16 protein-coding genes are annotated in these 15,823 nt (G+C 67.2%); 12 read left to right on the forward strand and 4 right to left on the reverse strand.

Features of this window, described 5'->3' with window-relative positions; all coding sequences use genetic code 11:
- Positions 1–28: 28 nt before the first annotated feature.
- Complete coding sequence (locus tag EGM87_RS10625) at positions 29–1,015, reverse strand: MlaA family lipoprotein (protein ID WP_044660111.1); 987 nt, start codon at positions 1,013–1,015, stop codon at positions 29–31.
- 260 nt (positions 1,016–1,275) lie between these two features.
- Between EGM87_RS10625 and EGM87_RS10630 the strand changes: the two genes are divergently transcribed.
- The 5 genes from EGM87_RS10630 (at position 1,276) to EGM87_RS10650 (ending at position 5,398) form a co-directional block, all read left to right on the forward strand.
- On the forward strand, positions 1,276–1,923 hold the full coding sequence (locus tag EGM87_RS10630; RefSeq protein WP_044660112.1) for a PepSY-associated TM helix domain-containing protein: 648 nt from the start codon (positions 1,276–1,278) through the stop codon (positions 1,921–1,923).
- Positions 1,924–1,941: 18 nt separating this feature from the next.
- On the forward strand, positions 1,942–2,466 hold the full coding sequence (locus EGM87_RS10635) for a DUF2271 domain-containing protein (RefSeq protein WP_044660113.1): 525 nt from the start codon (positions 1,942–1,944) through the stop codon (positions 2,464–2,466).
- Positions 2,467–2,477: 11 nt separating this feature from the next.
- Positions 2,478–3,377: a DUF4198 domain-containing protein gene (locus tag EGM87_RS10640; protein WP_044660114.1), complete on the forward strand. Its 900-nt coding sequence runs from the start codon at positions 2,478–2,480 to the stop codon at positions 3,375–3,377.
- Positions 3,378–3,478: 101 nt separating this feature from the next.
- A complete protein-coding gene (locus tag EGM87_RS10645) occupies positions 3,479–4,351 on the forward strand; it encodes an FAD:protein FMN transferase (RefSeq protein WP_044660115.1) in 873 nt (290 codons plus the stop codon).
- A 150-nt stretch (positions 4,352–4,501) separates the two neighbouring features.
- A complete protein-coding gene (locus EGM87_RS10650; protein WP_044660116.1) occupies positions 4,502–5,398 on the forward strand; it encodes a DMT family transporter in 897 nt (298 codons plus the stop codon).
- A 2-nt stretch (positions 5,399–5,400) separates the two neighbouring features.
- On the opposite strand, the gene EGM87_RS10655 is transcribed toward EGM87_RS10650, so the two are convergent.
- A complete protein-coding gene (locus tag EGM87_RS10655; RefSeq protein ID WP_025549589.1) occupies positions 5,401–5,685 on the reverse strand; it encodes a chorismate mutase in 285 nt (94 codons plus the stop codon).
- Between the two features lie 158 nt (positions 5,686–5,843).
- Between EGM87_RS10655 and EGM87_RS10660 the strand changes: the two genes are divergently transcribed.
- From EGM87_RS10660 to EGM87_RS10675, 4 genes are all read left to right on the forward strand, one after another.
- Complete coding sequence (locus tag EGM87_RS10660; RefSeq protein ID WP_025549588.1) at positions 5,844–6,872, forward strand: polyprenyl synthetase family protein; 1,029 nt, start codon at positions 5,844–5,846, stop codon at positions 6,870–6,872.
- Positions 6,873–6,962: 90 nt separating this feature from the next.
- Positions 6,963–7,742, forward strand: a complete 780-nt coding sequence (locus EGM87_RS10665) for a TSUP family transporter (protein ID WP_044660117.1) — start codon at positions 6,963–6,965, stop codon at positions 7,740–7,742.
- Between the two features lie 39 nt (positions 7,743–7,781).
- The gene (hrpB, locus tag EGM87_RS10670) at positions 7,782–10,253 is read left to right on the forward strand and encodes an ATP-dependent helicase HrpB (RefSeq protein ID WP_044660118.1); all 2,472 of its coding nucleotides are present in this window, start codon (positions 7,782–7,784) and stop codon (positions 10,251–10,253) included.
- Between the two features lie 58 nt (positions 10,254–10,311).
- A complete protein-coding gene (locus tag EGM87_RS10675; RefSeq protein WP_025549586.1) occupies positions 10,312–10,590 on the forward strand; it encodes an ETC complex I subunit in 279 nt (92 codons plus the stop codon).
- Between the two features lie 33 nt (positions 10,591–10,623).
- Here the strand turns inward: EGM87_RS10675 and EGM87_RS10680 are convergent, their stop codons facing one another.
- On the reverse strand, positions 10,624–11,142 hold the full coding sequence (locus EGM87_RS10680; protein WP_238320092.1) for a Pycsar system effector family protein: 519 nt from the start codon (positions 11,140–11,142) through the stop codon (positions 10,624–10,626).
- Between the two features lie 114 nt (positions 11,143–11,256).
- Here EGM87_RS10680 and EGM87_RS10685 point away from each other — a divergent pair, with 114 nt between their 5' ends.
- The 3 genes from EGM87_RS10685 (at position 11,257) to EGM87_RS10695 (ending at position 14,979) form a co-directional block, all read left to right on the forward strand.
- A complete protein-coding gene (locus EGM87_RS10685; protein WP_044660120.1) occupies positions 11,257–11,499 on the forward strand; it encodes an acyl carrier protein in 243 nt (80 codons plus the stop codon).
- A 142-nt stretch (positions 11,500–11,641) separates the two neighbouring features.
- Positions 11,642–12,865: a serine palmitoyltransferase gene (gene spt / locus EGM87_RS10690; RefSeq protein ID WP_044660121.1), complete on the forward strand. Its 1,224-nt coding sequence runs from the start codon at positions 11,642–11,644 to the stop codon at positions 12,863–12,865.
- A 122-nt stretch (positions 12,866–12,987) separates the two neighbouring features.
- Positions 12,988–14,979 carry an ATP-binding protein gene (locus EGM87_RS10695; protein WP_025549584.1) on the forward strand — a complete coding sequence of 664 codons (1,992 nt, stop codon included), beginning with the start codon at positions 12,988–12,990 and terminating at the stop codon, positions 14,977–14,979.
- Here EGM87_RS10695 and EGM87_RS10700 read toward each other — a convergent pair.
- Positions 14,936–15,817, reverse strand: a complete 882-nt coding sequence (locus tag EGM87_RS10700) for a hypothetical protein (RefSeq protein WP_044660122.1) — start codon at positions 15,815–15,817, stop codon at positions 14,936–14,938. The two genes, EGM87_RS10695 and EGM87_RS10700, sit on opposite strands and share 44 nt — an antisense overlap.
- Between the last annotated feature and the right edge of the window lie 6 nt (positions 15,818–15,823).

Here is a 15,823-nt window from a genome sequence, read left to right on the forward strand (position 1 = left end):
GTCATTCCCGCGCAGGCGGGAATGACGATTATGGGGTGGGGGTGGGAATCGGCTCCGGCGCAGGGACCGTTTCCGGCGGCGGCGCCTTCCCCAGCCCCGGCCCATAGACCGGCGTCACCGGTTCCTCCACCGTGCGTCCGTGCAGCGCCTCGATCTCCGCCTTGCGCTGTTTCAGATACAGCTCGCGATAATAGGCATAGGGATTTTCCTCGCTGCGAATCTGCTGGATCGTCTCGTCGAAGGCGGCGCGTTCGCCCAGCTGGTTCAGGATCGTCGCGGGAATCACATATTTCGGCTCGTTGAACGGCTTGCCGACGGCGAAGGGCACGACCAGCTTGTCCACCGTATCCCCCACAATGTCGCGCAGCGTCGTCGGCCCGACGATCGGCAGATACATATAGGGGCCCGGCCCCACGCCATAATAGCCCAGCACATTGGCAAGGCCGTTGGGCCGATAGGGCAGGAAGAAGGGCTTGCGCTTCGCCACGTCGAACAGGCCGGCCACGCCCAGGGTGGTGTTGATGGTGAAGCGTCCGACCGTCTCCATCGCCTTGCCCGGCTTGAACTGGAGCATATAGGCCAGGAAGACCACCGGCTCCTGCAAGTTGGAGAAGAAGTTGCGCAGCCCCTTGCGCGCGGGCTTTGGCAGACCCTTGTTATAGGCCTTGGCGACCGGTTCCAACACGGCCTTGTCGACCGCCTGCACCGTCTGGAAACTCTTCTCGTTCAGCCGCTCCAGCGGATCGCCCGGCGGCGGGCGGCTATGGCCCGTCACGACGATCTCGCCCGGCTGCGGCGCGGCAGCCGCAGGCGCGTCCGTGCCCGGCAGGTTCGGCATTACCGGCGGCGGCGGCACGACCAGCACCTGCGGCGTCCCTCCGGCGGCGGCCTGCGGAGCGGCAGACGCATCGGGCGCTGGCGCGGCAACGGCGGCAGGGTCGGACGCCGCCGCCCCCTCCGTTCCCGCTTGCGCGCCCATCATCAGCATTCCAGCGGCTATGGCCGGCGTCAGCATATCGTCATTCCTTGCAGGCAGGCCCTTTGGAGCGGATGACATTTTCATGTCACGCCCGTTTCATTAAGGCGGCTAATTGCGAAGGGGTCACCCGTCAATAGCATGACGCCGCCATCCTGCGCCGGCCGCCGCTCCATGGAAACGATCCGGCTTTGCCTCGCATATTTTGATACAAATTTTGCAACGCCCATAGTTTGCAATTGCGAGTCGTTCGCGTTATGCAGCCTGCCTCATCTCCCACAGGACTCGTCCCGCTTCCGATGCACGCCCCCGCCCGCACCCAGCCGAACAACAGGAAGAAGAGCCCGAAGGCCTTCTGGCTGAAGCAGCTTCATACCTGGCATTGGGTGAGTTCCGCGATCAGCCTGATCGGCCTGCTGCTGTTCGCCTTCACCGGCATCACGCTGAACCACGCCGCCGATGTCGAGGGTTCGCCGCAGACGGTGACCAGGTCGGCCACCCTGCCCCCCGCCTTGCTGAAGCAGGTCGCGGCGGACGAGGCGCCCGACGCCAAGAGGCCCCTCCCCGCCCCGATCGCCCGATGGGTGGAACAGGAAATCGGCCAAAGCGGCGCGGGCGAAGCGGAATGGTCGGCGGACGAGGTCTATCTTGCCCTGCCCCGCCCCGGCGGCGACGGCTGGGTATCGATCGACCGGCATAGCGGCGAAGTCACCAGCGAGGCGACGAGCCGGGGCTGGATCAGCTATCTCAACGACCTGCACAAGGGCCGCAACGCCGGCAATATATGGAAGTGGTTCATCGACATCTTCGCCGTCGCCTGCTTCCTCTTCGCCCTCACCGGCCTGCTCCTGCTCTGGCTCCATGCCAAGAAGCGCCCGACCACCTGGCCGCTGGTCGCCGCGGGCCTCGCCATTCCGGCCGTCCTGGCCATCATCTTCATCCATTAAGGGGGAGTTCTTCACCTCATGCAGATCAGCCACAAGATCGTCCTGACCGGCGCGGCCATGGGCGCCAGCGCCGTCGCCATGCCCGCCACGGGCCTGACCCTGGACGTCACGCTTGCCCTGCCGCGCCTGTCGGTGGCGGAATATCACCGTCCCTATGTCGCGATCTGGCTGGAGAAGGAGGGCGCGCCCGCCCGCACTTTGTCGGTTCTCTACGATGTCGACAAGCGCAACAATGGCGGCGTCAAATGGCTGCGCGACATTCGCATGTGGTGGCGCGCCTCCGGCCGCTCGCTCGCCCTGCCCGCCGACGGCATTTCCGGCGCCACCCGCGCCCCCGGCACCCATAAGCTGAGCTTCACCGCCGGCAAGGGCGGCATGCCGGTCCTGACCCCCGGCAAATATACGCTGGTGGTGGAGGCTGCGCGTGAATCCGGCGGGCGCGAGGTGGTTCGCGTGCCGCTCAACGTAACGGCGGCCGGGGCCAGAGGCAGCGCCGGCGGCCAGTTCGAACTGGGCGCGGTCAGCGCCGTGCTGTCGCGCTGAGGAGGGAAGCCATGATGACGTTCCGCAAGACGCTGTTGCTGCTCGCCGCCACCGCTGCCATGGCTCTGCCGCAAATGGCGGGCGCGGCGCGGCCCTGGATGCTGCCGTCCGAAACCATGTTCGCCGGCTCCGGCAATGAATGGCTGACGGTGGACGCCGCCATTTCCAGCGATCTCTATTATTTTGACCATCCGGGGCAGGACTGGCAGCCGGTCGTGACCGCACCGGACGGCAGCACGGCGCAGGTGGAAAACCGCGCCATCGGCAAGCTGCGCCAGACCTTCGACCTCGGCATCAGGACCAAGGGCACGTACAAGATCGCCATCGTCAACGAGATGCTGATGGGCAATTACATGCTGAACGGCGAGCGCAAGATGCTGCCGCGCGGCACCACCGCCGCGACGCTGGCGACCGCCGTGCCGCAGGGCGCGACGGACGTGCAGACGGCGACGGCGCGCACCCGGATCGAAACCTTCGTGACGGCGGGCGAGCCGGACCGAAAGGTCTTCACGACCACGGGCAAGGGGCTGGAGATGGTGCCCGTCACCCACCCCAACGACCTTGCCGTGGGCGAAGCCGCCACCTTCCAGTTCCTGTTGAACGGCAAGCCCGCGGCAGGGCTGGACGTGGTCGCCATCCCGGGCGGCATCCGCTACCGGTCGGACCTCAAGCAGATGGATGCGAAGACCGATGCCGAAGGGAAGGTCAGCTTCACCTGGCCGGAAGCGGGCATGTATTGGGTCAGCCTCAGTTCCGGTGGGCGGCGCGGACCGGGCGGCGAAGGCTCCGGCGGTGCGCCGGGCGCAGCCGGGCCCCAGGGCCAGCCGCAGGGTGTAGGCGGGCCCCGTCCGCCCATGGGCCCGCCCCAGGACCGCGCCACCTATGCCATGACGGTGGAGGTGCAGGGCTGACCGCCCGCCCGATCCGCATCGCCATCCCGCCCTGCCTCTCGCCCGACCTGTTCGGGCCAGACAAGCAGGCTGGCAGGATCAGCGACTTTGGCGGTCCGACCATGGGCACGAGCTGGTCCGCCCGCATCGTCGACGCCCCGCCCGGCAGCGCGGCGGCGATGGAAACGGTGCTGGACCGCATCATCGCGCAGATGAGCAATTGGGAAGCGGCTTCCGCCATCAGCCGGTTCAATGCCGCGCCGGTCGGCCAATGGATGCCGCTGCCCGGCGAGATGCTGACCGTGCTGCGCGCCGGACTGGAGATGGCCCGGCTGTCGGGCGGCGCGTTCGATCCGGCGGTGGGCCGGCTGGTGGCGAAATGGGGCTTCGGTCCGGACGGGCTGACGGGCCTTTCCGAAGCACCCCATCATCCCTCGCCCTGGACCGCCATCGCGATCGAGGGCGACCGCGCCCGGCGCACGGCCGACGTGACGCTGGACTTTTCAGGCATCGCCAAGGGCTTTGCCGTGGATGCAATGGCGGCTGCCCTGCGCGGCCTCGGCGCTGCGCATTTCCTGGTCGAGATCGGCGGCGAATTGCAGGGGCAAGGGGTCAAGCCCGACCTTCAGCCCTGGTGGGTGGACGTGGAGGCTCCGCCCGGCCTTGCGCTCCCTACGCTCCGGATAGCGCTTTGCGGCCTGTCGGTCGCGACATCCGGAGACTATCGCCGCTTCCGCCAGGAAGGCGGCGTCCGCCTTTCCCACAGCATGGACCCCGCCACTGGCGCGCCCATCACCAACGATGTGGCTTCCGTAACGGTGCTCCACGAAAGCGCGATGCTGGCGGACGCCTGGGCGACCGCGATCACGATAATGGGGCATGAACGTGGCATGGCCCTCGCCACACGGCACGGCATTGCCGCATGCCTGATCCGGCGGGTTGCTGATCGCGGGCAGGAATATATGACGCCTGCCCTGGCCGCGATGCTGGATTGAACCCGAACGGGTGGCGAGCGGAGGATCTGCCCCGCACGCCTGCGAAGGCAGCGGCTTGGCGTGCTGGCAGCGGCGATTTGGCCACCCAAACCGCGCTTCAACCCAAAGCGCGCCTCGACAGCCGAGTATCGATAGGCCAAAGGCGAGCGCATGATCGCTGCCATGGCTTCCCTTCTCTTCGTGCTGATCTGGTCGACCGGCTTCATCGTCGCACGGGCGATGGTGCCGCATGCCGCGCCGGAGCTGGTCCTGGCCGTGCGGCTGGCGCTGACGACGACCTTGCTCGCCGGGGCGGCGCTCTATGCGCGGCAGGCGCTGCCGCGTGGACGGCGACTGGGGCTGCATCTGGCGGCTGGCGCGATGCTGCATGGCTTCTACCTGACGCTCAGCTGGTGGGCGGTGAACAACGGCATGCCAGCGGGCGTCATGGCGCTGCTGGGTTCGCTGCAACCGCTGATGGTGGCGGTGGCGAGCGTCGCCTTTCTGGGCGACCGGCTGCCCGCCCGCGCCTGGGTCGGTCTGGCGATCGCGATCGGAGGGGTCGGTTGCGTGCTATTGCCGGCGATCGAGCGGTCGGGCGCCGGATCGATCGCGACAGGACCGGCTCTCGCCGGCGTGCTCGCCGTGCTCGGCATGGCGGGGGGCACGCTGATCCAGCGCGGATCGATAGCAGGCGACGGCATCGCGATTTCCGGGGCGGTGCAGAATGGGGGCGGCGCGCTGCTCGCCATCGCGGCCACGCTGTTCGCCGGGGAATATCGCTGGGACGGCACGCCTGTGCTGTGGATCGGCCTTGCCTGGTCGGTGCTGGGGCTGTCGGCGGGCGGACTGTCGCTGCTGGTGTGGCTGGTGCGGCATCAGGGGCCGACGCGCATGTCGATGCTGTTGCTGCTGGTGCCGCCGCTCGCGGCGGTCGAGGCATGGCTGCTGTTCGGGGAACGGCTGGGTCCGGTGCAGCTCATCGGCTTCGGGCTGGCGCTGGGTGGGGTGATGCTGGGCCGGTCGACGCAACCGACGCGCAATCAGGACATCGCCGAACCGGCCTGAACTCAGCCCTGCCTTTCCCGCAGCCGTTCGTGGTGGCGGATGACCTCATCGATGATGAAGCGCAGGAATTTCTCCGTGAAATCGGGGTCCAGATTGGCATCGGTAGCAAGCTGGCGCAGCCGGGCGATCTGGCGTTCCTCCCGGCCGGGATCGGCGGGAGGCAGGTCGTGGGTCGCCTTATGCTCTCCGACGGCCTGGGTGATCTTGAACCGCTCCGCCAGCATGAAGACGAGCGCCGCGTCGATATTGTCGATGCTCTCGCGATAGCGCTTCAGGGTCTCGTCCACTTTGGTCCTCCGCAGAGCATCGCCGGCGAAAATGGACGCGGGTTTTGCGCCCTGACGATGCGTCGATCAAATATCGCGCGCTTTTTGCCGCTTCCGGACGCCCGCGCAAGCTATTCCCGCTTGCCTTTAGCATTTTGCGCCGCCACATGGCGCTTGTCATGACAGCATCCGCCACCGGCAATGTCCACCCCATCGGCCGCGCCAGCAGCGCGCCTTCGCTCGCCCCCATGATGGCGCTGGTCGCTGAGGGCATGAATCAGGTGAACGCCGTCATTCTGGACCGGATGCAGTCGCGCATTCCGCTGATCCCGGAACTCGCCGGGCATCTGATCGCGGGCGGCGGCAAGCGGATGCGGCCGATGCTGACGCTCGCCTGCGCCGATCTGGTCGGTTATGCCGGGTCGCGTCATTACAAGCTGGCCGCCGCGGTCGAATTCATCCACACCGCGACCCTGCTGCATGACGATGTGGTCGACGGATCGGGGCTGCGCCGGGGCCGCAAGACCGCCAACATCATCTGGGGCAACAGCGCCAGCGTGCTGGTGGGCGACTTCCTCTTTTCCCGCTCCTTCGAACTGATGGTCGAGGCGGAATCGCTGAAGGTGCTGAAGATCCTCTCCAATGCGTCCGCCGTGATCGCGGAGGGGGAGGTCAACCAACTCACCGCCCAGCGCAAGATCGACACCAGCGAAGAGCAGTATCTCGACATCATCGGCGCGAAGACCGCTGCCCTGTTCGCCGCCGCCTGCCGCATTTCCGCCGTGGTCGCCGACCGCACGGAGGCCGAGGAGCAGGCTCTGGACGTCTATGGCCGCAACCTCGGCATCGCCTTCCAGCTTATCGACGACGCCATCGACTATGAATCGGACGGCGCGACCATGGGCAAGGATGCGGGTGACGATTTCCGCGACGGCAAGGTGACGTTGCCCGTGATCCTCGCCTACGCCCGGGGTTCGGAAGATGACCGCGCCTTCTGGAAGCAGGCCATTGCAGGCAACCGGGTGAGCGACGAGGATCTGGCGCATGCGACGGGCCTGCTGCGCAAGACGGGCGCGATCGCGGATACGCTGGCGCGGGCGCGGCATTATGGGCAGAGAGCGATCGATGCGCTGGGCATGTTCGACAATGGCAAGGCCAAGGCCGCGCTGACCGAAGCGGTCGGGTTCGCCATCGCGCGGGCTTATTGAGGGTCTGGCAGGCCGGTTCGTTTCCATCGTCGTGTTCCTGCGCAGACAGGTGCACTTAGCGCTTCATTCCGCCAAGACCTCCTGCCGATCATGATCCCTTCTCCTGAAACCATCGCCTTCCTCATGGCCGCCGCGCTTATGGCGGGATGCATCGACGCAATGGCGGGCGGCGGCGGGCTGATCGCCCTGCCTGCCTTGCTCGCTGCCGGAATCCCGCCCGTTCCGGCGGTCGCCACCAACAAGCTGCAATCCTCGCTCGGCACCTTCGGCGCCTGCGTGGCCTATGCGCGGGCGGGACATATGGATCTGAAGGCCTATCGCTGGCCGATATTCGCCGCCTTCGCAGGGTCGGTCGGCGGGGCGTGGCTGGTGCAGCGGGTCGATCCATCCATCCTCGCGGGGCTTATGCCTGCGCTGCTGATCGCGCTGGCGGCCTATTTCACCTTTTCGCCCAAGATGAGCGAGATCGACCGGCACCAGCGCATCGGCATGGTGCTGCTGAGCCTGCTGATCGGCGTCATCGGCTTTTACGACGGCTTTTTCGGACCGGGTGCGGGCGCCTTCTACACCAGCATCTTCATTGCGCTGGGCGGCCTGGGCCTCGTGCGCGCCACCGCGCAGACCAAGGCAGCCAATTTCGCCAGCAACCTCGCCGGCCTGCTTACCATGATCGCGGGCGGGCATGTGATCTGGATCGTCGGCCTCGCCATGGCGGTGGGCAGCATCGCCGGCGGGCAGATCGGATCGCGCCTCGCCATGCGCTTCGGCAGCCGCCTGATCCGGCCGCTGCTGATCGTCATGTCGCTGGCGCTGACGGCGAAGATGCTGCTCGACCCTGAAAACCCCATCCACGCGCTGCTGTTCGGCTGATCCTTGCACTCGGCCGGGAATGGCGCGAGAGGGACAGCCATGACTGCCCTGCCCATCGATGCCGTGCTGCCCGACCTGCTTGCCGCCCTGCGCGAAGGCAGCAACGCCGTGCTGGTGGCGCCGCCGGGCGCGGGCAAGACGACGGCAGTGGCCCCGGCGCTGCTGAACGAACCCTGGTGCACCGGGCAGGTGCTGCTGCTCTCCCCTCGCCGGCTTGCGGCCCGCGCGGCGGCGGAACGGATTGCCGAACTGATGGGCGAACAGCCCGGCGGCACGGTGGGCTATGCGACGCGGATGGATTCGCGGATGTCGGCCCGGACCCGCCTGCTGGTCCTGACCGAAGGCATTTTCGTGCGGCGGGTCCAGGACGATCCGGAGCTTTCGGGCGTTTCCGCGGTCCTCTTCGACGAAGTGCATGAGCGCAGCCTGGACAGCGATTTCGGACTGGCGCTCGCGCTGGACGCCCAGGGCGCGCTGCGGCCGGACCTGCGGATCGTGCCGATGTCCGCCACCCTGGACGGGGCACGTTTTGCCGCGCTGCTCGCCCATGGCGGGAAGGACGCGCCGGTGGTGGAGAGCGAAGGCCGCATCCAGCCGCTGGAACTGCGCCATGTCGGACGCGCTGCCGAAAAGCGGATAGAGGATGCAATGGCGGCCACCATCCGCCGGGCGCTCAACGAAGAGACGGAAGGCGACCTGCTCGCCTTCCTGCCCGGCGTGGCGGAAATCGAACGGACGGCGGAACGGCTGGAGGATGCCGGGGCGGAGGTTCACAAACTCCACGGGTCGCTCGATCCGGCGGCGCAGCGCGCGGCGATCCGCCCCTCGCGGGAGGGACGGCGGAAAGTCATCCTCGCCACCTCCATTGCGGAGACCAGCCTGACCATCGACGGCGTGCGGATCGTGGTCGACAGCGGGCTGGCCCGGCGGCCACGCTACGACCGGGCGGCGGGGGTGACGCGGCTGGTGACGGAGCGGGCGAGCCAGGCGGCGGCGACCCAGCGGGCGGGGCGGGCGGCGCGGCAGCGGCCGGGTGTCGCCTATCGGCTATGGGAAGCGGCTGCGACGGCCGGGATGCCGCCCTTCGACCCGCCGGAAATATTGGAGAGCGACCTGTCGAGCCTGATGCTGGACTGCGCGCTTTGGGGGGTGAGCGATCCGGGCGAGCTGCGTTGGCTGGACCCGCCGCCCGCTGCCGCCGTGGCGGAGGCGCGCAAGCGGCTGACGGTGCTGGAAGCGCTGGACGAGGATGGACGCATCACCGCCCATGGCAAGACGCTCGCCACCTTGCCGCTGGAACCGCGCATCGGCCATATGCTGGTGCGGGCAGGCGAAATGGGTTTGGCGGAGATCGCGGCGGAGGTTGCCGTGCTGCTGGGCGAGCGGGGAATCGGCGGACAGGACACGGACCTGTCGCAGCGGCGGATGCGCTGGCGGCGGGAAAGCGGCAAGCGCGCCGATGTGGCGCGGGCGATGGCGAAGCGATGGGCGAAGCTGGCCCCGACGGATTCATCCGGCGCAATCCCTGTCAGTGCGGCGGGAGGCCATGAAACCGGCCTCTGCCTTGCCCTCGCTTTCCCGGACCGGGTCGCAAGGCGCCGCTCTGCGGACGGAGCCGATTGGGCAAGCGTCGGGGGACGCGGCTTCCGGCTCGACCCGCTCAGCCCCCTGGCGCGGGAGGAATGGCTGGCGGTGGGCGAAGTGCAGGGCAGCGCCGCGGGCGCCCGCATCCTTTCCGCCGCACCGATCGGCGAGGCGGAGGTGATCGACCTGTTCAGCGCTCGCGTCGCGGAACACCGCACCGTGCGCTTCCGGGCCGCCAATGGCGGGATAGAGGCGCTGCGCGAAAGGCGGCTGGGCGCGGTGCGGCTCTCTTCCGGTTCCGACGATCGGCCCGATCCGACCGCCGTGGTCGCCGCCCTGACCGACGGCGTGCGGCAGGGCGGGCTGGACCTGCTTCCCTGGTCCGACGCCGCGCGGTCGCTCAGGATGCGCGCTGCCTTCGCCGGGGTGGAGGCGCTGTCAGATACCGCGCTGATGGAAACGCTGGACGAATGGCTGCCCCCGCTGCTGCAGGGCAGGCGCCGCCTTTCCGACATCGACCGCTCGCAGCTTTCGGGCGTGCTGGAAGGGCTGATCGGCTGGGACGGGAAGCAGCAGGTCGACCGGCTGGCCCCGCCCGAATTCCGTTCCCCCGCCGGCAGCGGCCATGAGATCGACTATGCGGCGGAGGGCGGCCCCCGCGTCGAACTGCGCGTCCAGGCCCTGTTCGGCCTCAACGAGCATCCGGTGGTCGGCAGCGGGCGCATTCCGCTGGTCCTCTCCCTCACCTCGCCCGCCGGCCGGCCGATCCAGACGACGCGCGACCTGCCGGGCTTCTGGAAGGGCAGTTGGAGCGCCGTGGCGAAGGAGATGCGCGGCCGCTATCCCAAACATCCCTGGCCGGACGACCCGGCGGCCGCCGGCGCCACGCTGCGCACGAAACGCGCCGACGCCAAGGGGAAGCCTTGACTTCGATCCAGTCGCTGGTGCAACGCAACCCGATCTTCCCTCAGGAGTCTCTATCGCGATGAGCGCGCGCATCTATCAGATCCAGAAGAACGCCCTGCAGTCCGGCAAGGCGCTGACCCGCAAATGGGTGCTGGAATATGTGGCGGCCGAAGCGAAGAAGCCCGATCCCCTTACCGGCTGGGCGGGTTCCGGCGACACGAAGCAGCAGATCAGGCTGACCTTCTCCTCGGAGGAAGCCGCCCGCGCCTATGCGGAGCGGGAGGGGATTCCCTATACGGTCATTCCGACCGCGCCGAAGACGCTGAAGATTCAGGCTTACGCGGACAATTTCCGCTAAGCCGCCGGGCAGGACAGGCCTGCGCCTTCAGCATCACCTGAGCGCCAGATCCGCCATCAACGCCGCGAAACTCGCCACCACGCCTGCCAGAAACAGCCGGTAAGCATAGCCCAGCCAGCGATATTTCCGCCGCTGGAGCACCTGCCCGTTCTGGTACATGTCGCGCAGCATCGCCCGGCACAGCGCGTCGTCATCCGCGACAAGCCGCATCATCCGATCGCTGAACTCCGCTTCGCCGAGACTGGTGAAGACGCCGAAGAACAAGAGATTATCCTCCTCTCCCACGCCGCCCCGTGGCTGGCTCACGCTCGGCAGCACCGCCAGGATCGCGCAGGTCGCGGCCAGGAACACGCCCACCGCCAGCACCGCCACCGGCCAGACCAGCGCGCCCGAGCGCAACTGCGCGACGCAAAGCGTGAAGATCACCATCGACGCGCCGATCAGCATGTTCGCCTTCTGGTCGGCCATCTGGCTGAGTTGCATATTGGTCTGCACCGCCGTGCGCAGCAGGTGGATCGCATTGGGCACCGGCGCATTCGCCCCATCGGCCATAGTCCCCCCTTCCCCTTTTTTCGCGACAGTCATGCCCGATTGCCGCCTTATTCCCTTGCCAAAGAGCGACGCTTAAGGGCAAAAGCCGCTCTTTCACGGAAAGCACCACGGATAATGACGGATCGCCAGCCAATTTTCGACAGCGTTTTGAGCCAGATCGCGCCTTTCAACAAAAAGGGCGTCGAACTGACCGAAGCCACCACCTTCGCCGGCGATCTGGAATGGGACAGCCTGACGGTGATGGATTTCGTCGCCGCGATCGAGGATGAGTTCGACATCATCATCACCATGAACATGCAGGCCGAGATCGAGACCATCGGCCAGCTCGTGGACGCCGTGGCGAAGCTGAAGGGCTGATCCGCCTGAGACTTTAACCGCCGTTCGGGCTGAGCGAAGTCGAAGCCCTTTGCTGAGCCAAGGCGAAGCATGGAGCCGCGGCTCCGCTCGGCAAGAAGCTTCGACTTCGCTCAGCCCGAACGGTTTTGGGACGATTGAGACAATGACCGACGCCACGCAAGCCCGCGACCTCTTCTCCAAATTCGATGCCCTGATCGCAGAGCGCGAGGCGCTGCTGGCGACCGGCGTGCGCGATCCCTTCGCCATCGTGATGGACGAGGTGAAGTCCCCGACCCAGGCGGTGATCAAGGGCAAGGACACGATCCTGCTCGGCACCTATAACTATATGGGCATGACCTTCGACCCGGACGTGGTCGCCGCGGGCAAGAAGGCGCTGGACGACTTCGGCGCTGGCACCACCGGCAGCCGCGTGCTGAACGGCACCTATCAGGGTCACAGGCAAGTCGAGGAAGCGCTCAGGGACTTCTACGGCACCAGCGGCGCGATGGTCTTCTCGACCGGCTACCAGGCCAATCTCGGCATGATCTCCACCCTCGCGGGCAAGGGCGACTATGTCGTGCTGGACGCCGACAGCCACGCCTCCATCTACGACGGCTGCTTCCTGGGCGATGCGGAGATCGTCCGCTTCCGCCACAACAGCGTCGAGGATCTGGACAAGCGCCTGGGCCGCCTGCCCGCCGACGCGCTGAAGCTGGTGGTGCTGGAGGGCGTCTATTCGATGCTGGGCGACGTCGCCCCCCTGCCGGACATGGTGGCGGCGGTCCGCAAGCATCCCAATTGCATGATCCTGGTCGACGAGGCCCACGGCATGGGCTTTTTCGGCCCCAACGGCCGCGGCGTCTATGAGGAGCAGGGCGTCGAAAAGGACGTGGACTTCGTCGTCGGCACCTTCTCCAAGTCGGTCGGCACGGTGGGCGGCTTCTGCGTCTCCAACCATCCGAAGTTCGAGGTGCTGCGCCTCGTCTGCCGTCCCTATGTCTTCACCGCGTCCCTGCCGCCCAGCGTCGTCGCCACCGCCGCGACGTCGATCCGCAAACTGATGCATGCCGGCGAGAAGCGCGCCCATCTGTGGAAGAACAGCCAGCGGCTGCACAAGGGCCTGACCGACCTCGGCTTCAGGCTGGGCACGGAAACGCCGCAATCCGCGATCATCGCCGTCATCCTGACCGACCAGACGCAGGCGGTCGCCATGTGGCAGGCGCTGCTGGAACTGGGGCTCTACGTCAACATGGCGCGCCCCCCGGCAACTCCCGCGGGAACCTTTCTGCTGCGCTGCTCGCTTTGCGCGGAACATAGCGATGAACAGGTCGGCCAGATCATCGCGATGTTCGAGGCCGCGGGCAGGGCGACGGGGGCGATCGGCTGATCGCGCCTTCCCATCGCCGCCGCGACCGGACGGGCATTTAACGCGACGGAATTTGCGGCGAAATCGGAACCTTTCACCTGCGGCATTTCTCCATTAATATTGTTCATCTAGTGTAACTGTCGATGGCGGACGGGTTTTTCATGGATGAACATGCGACAGGGTGGCGAGCGTTCGTTGCACGCTTCCTGCCGCTGGTGCTCGTCGTCCTGCTGGTGGGTTCTCTCGGCACGCTGCTCTACAGCGCCAGCCATGCGGCCCGCGACCATGAGCGCGCGCTGAAGGAACAGCGCCGCAGTTTCGAGATCATCGCCCTCGCCCGCGCGTTCGAGGCGAAGACCGCCCGCGCCGAAGTGACGCTGGCCCGCTATGTCATCAGCCTTGACCCCGATACCGGCCGCCTGTTCCAGGATCAGTGGCGCACCGCCGCAAGCCAGCTCAAGACGCTGAACTACACCACCCGCCATTCCGACTGGCAGCGCGGCAACGTCATGGCGTTGCAGGCGGCGTTCGACCAGCGCGGCAAGACGCTGAGCGAGATCGGCCTGCGCACCACCTACGACCAGAAGATGGCGGCGCTCGCGCAATTCCATCAGGCGGGCAGATCCCGCGACCTGATGCGCATCACGGCGCTGCTGGACCGCGTCATCCAGGCGGAGAATGCCCGCTTGCAGGAGCGCAGCCAGGCCGTGTCGCTGGCCGGGGATCGCAACGCCTGGTTCGGCAAGACATCGCAGCTTTTCGGGCTGGTGCTGCTCGTCTGCGTGCTGTTCGCGCTCTGGTTCGCCAATGCCGCCTATAGCGAGCGGCGCAATGCCCGCAGGCAGGCGGATGACGAGGCGGAACGCGCCGACCGGCTGGAGGAGGCCGTCGCCACCCGCACCGCCGAATTGTCGGACGCCTATGAACGGCTCAAGAAGGAGACCGCCGAACGCGCCGCCGCCGAGGAAAATCTGCGCCAGATGCAGAAGATGGACGCCGTTGGCCAGTTGACCGGCGGCATCGCCCACGACTTCAACAACATGCTGGCGGTGGTGGTCGGCGGTCTGGAACTCGCCAAGCGCAAGCTGCGGCTGAAACCGCAGGAGGCGAACCGCCATCTCGACAATGCGATGGAGGGCGCCAATCGCGCCGCCGCGCTGACCCGCCGCCTGCTGGCCTTCGCCCGGTCGGAACCGCTGCTGCCCAGCCCGGTCGATCCCGATGCGCTGGTGGCGGGCCTGTCCGACCTGATCGACCGGTCCATCGGGGACCAGATCACCATGGCCTTCGAAAATGAGGCGAAGGGCTGGCGGATCTTCGTCGATCAGCATCAGATGGAAAATGCGATATTGAACCTGTGCGTCAACGCCCGCGATGCGATGGACGGGCGGGGTCGGCTGATCATCAGGACAGGGCAGGCCGAACTCGCGCAGCATGAGATCGGGGAATGCGCCGGCGGGGAATATGTGACCCTAAGCGTCAGCGACGACGGCTGCGGCATGACGCCCGACATCCTCTCCCGCGTGTTCGAACCCTTCTTCACCACCAAGCCGGTCGGCAAGGGCACGGGGCTTGGCCTCAGCCAGATTTTCGGCTTCGTGCACCAGAGCGAGGGAGAGATCCGCATCGAATCCGAACCCGGCAAGGGCACGAGCGTCCACCTCTATCTGCCCCGTCATATCGGTGCGGAAGGCGAAGACGCGATGGATGCGTCTGCGCCGGACCGGGAACCCGTGCTTCACCCACCGATGCGCATCCTGGTGGTTGAGGACGATCCGCGCGTCCTCAACCAGACGATGGCGGCGCTCTCGGAACTGGGCCACCTGCCGGTCGCCTGCGATCATCCGTCGAAGGCGGCGAAGCTGCTCACCAGCCATCGGGACATCGGCCTGATCGTCAGCGACGTGCTGATGCCGGACATGACCGGGCCGGAGATGATCCGCACCCTGCCCCCCATCTATGCGCATCTGCCGGTGCTGTTCGTCACCGGCTATGCCGGCGATACGGCTGAAAGCGCCGATTTCGGGGGTCATGAGGTGTTGCGCAAACCCTATACGCTGACAGGGCTGGCACAGGCGCTGTCGAATGCGCTCAGCGGATCGCACCACCCCGGAACAGCCGCGGCAGCAGAGTAAGCGCACCGATCAGCGGCCAGCGGCGCTGCCAGGGCTTGATCTGGATAGCGGTGCCGGCGTGGCGGTTGATCTTCCAAGCCAGATAATCGATGCCGCCGGCATAGGTGAAGCTCGCCTTGGCGAGGCGGACGACCGACAGCCACTTGCCGCGCCTTTGCAGCCGCCGCCAGAGGGCGGCCGCCTGATCCGGCTCCGGCGACGGGGGCAGGCCCTGGGCCAGCGCGGCTTCCCCGAAGCGCCGGTAACGGTCCGGATCGGCATCGACGATGGAAAGGGAGCGGCCCTTGCGCTCGGCCCGCAGTTCCGCGCCATAGGTCAGGGTGAAGCCGGTCTTCCACAGCGACAGCGCGTCCTGTTCCCGCACCATCGGGCGAGCGAGCGAAAGCAGCGTCGGGGCGGCGCCGGCAACGGCGGCGATGGCGCGCTGGCGGGCAAGGTCGTCCGCCGCCCAGAGCAGCCGCGCAGGCTGGGCAAAGCGCGCCCAGACCGACACATTGTCGGCGGCAGGGCTGTTGAGGCGCGCGAAGTCGGCCTCCGACAGCACCGCATATTTGGCGATCAGGCCATTATGTTCGAAGGGAAAGACATTGGGCGGGATCAGCCGGTTGGCGGTCGCGAGCCAGCGCTTTCCATAAGCGGCGCGATAGTCTGATACGATCAGGTAGAAATCCAGCATCAAGCCGTCGAGATTCTCCTCCCGCAGGCAGGAGCCGTAGAAGAGCACCGCCCGCGAAGCGTCGGGATATTGGGCCGCCAACGCGCCCGCCATCGCCGCCGCGCGCGGATCGGCGGGCGCGGCCAGTTCGGCGGTGACGAGGGAGAGGAGAGTGTGAGGCATCGGTCC

Source organism: Sphingobium sp. RSMS, assembly GCF_005406185.4.
Classification (GTDB): Bacteria; Pseudomonadota; Alphaproteobacteria; order Sphingomonadales; family Sphingomonadaceae; genus Sphingobium; species Sphingobium fuliginis.

What these genes read in the sequence shown, in the direction of transcription:
- EGM87_RS10625 (WP_044660111.1), bottom strand. Translation starts at nt 1,015, where the DNA reads ATGCTGACGCCGGCCATAGCCGCTGGAATGCTGATGATGGGCGCGCAA.
- EGM87_RS10630 (WP_044660112.1), top strand. Translation starts at nt 1,276, where the DNA reads ATGCACGCCCCCGCCCGCACCCAGCCGAACAACAGGAAGAAGAGCCCG.
- EGM87_RS10635 (WP_044660113.1), top strand. Translation starts at nt 1,942, where the DNA reads ATGCAGATCAGCCACAAGATCGTCCTGACCGGCGCGGCCATGGGCGCC.
- EGM87_RS10640 (WP_044660114.1), top strand. Translation starts at nt 2,478, where the DNA reads ATGATGACGTTCCGCAAGACGCTGTTGCTGCTCGCCGCCACCGCTGCC.
- EGM87_RS10645 (WP_044660115.1), top strand. Translation starts at nt 3,479, where the DNA reads ATGGGCACGAGCTGGTCCGCCCGCATCGTCGACGCCCCGCCCGGCAGC.
- EGM87_RS10650 (WP_044660116.1), top strand. Translation starts at nt 4,502, where the DNA reads ATGATCGCTGCCATGGCTTCCCTTCTCTTCGTGCTGATCTGGTCGACC.
- EGM87_RS10660 (WP_025549588.1), top strand. Translation starts at nt 5,844, where the DNA reads ATGACAGCATCCGCCACCGGCAATGTCCACCCCATCGGCCGCGCCAGC.
- EGM87_RS10665 (WP_044660117.1), top strand. Translation starts at nt 6,963, where the DNA reads ATGATCCCTTCTCCTGAAACCATCGCCTTCCTCATGGCCGCCGCGCTT.
- hrpB (WP_044660118.1), top strand. Translation starts at nt 7,782, where the DNA reads ATGACTGCCCTGCCCATCGATGCCGTGCTGCCCGACCTGCTTGCCGCC.
- EGM87_RS10675 (WP_025549586.1), top strand. Translation starts at nt 10,312, where the DNA reads ATGAGCGCGCGCATCTATCAGATCCAGAAGAACGCCCTGCAGTCCGGC.
- EGM87_RS10680 (WP_238320092.1), bottom strand. Translation starts at nt 11,142, where the DNA reads ATGGCCGATGGGGCGAATGCGCCGGTGCCCAATGCGATCCACCTGCTG.
- EGM87_RS10685 (WP_044660120.1), top strand. Translation starts at nt 11,257, where the DNA reads ATGACGGATCGCCAGCCAATTTTCGACAGCGTTTTGAGCCAGATCGCG.
- spt (WP_044660121.1), top strand. Translation starts at nt 11,642, where the DNA reads ATGACCGACGCCACGCAAGCCCGCGACCTCTTCTCCAAATTCGATGCC.
- EGM87_RS10695 (WP_025549584.1), top strand. Translation starts at nt 12,988, where the DNA reads ATGGCGGACGGGTTTTTCATGGATGAACATGCGACAGGGTGGCGAGCG.
- EGM87_RS10700 (WP_044660122.1), bottom strand. Translation starts at nt 15,817, where the DNA reads ATGCCTCACACTCTCCTCTCCCTCGTCACCGCCGAACTGGCCGCGCCC.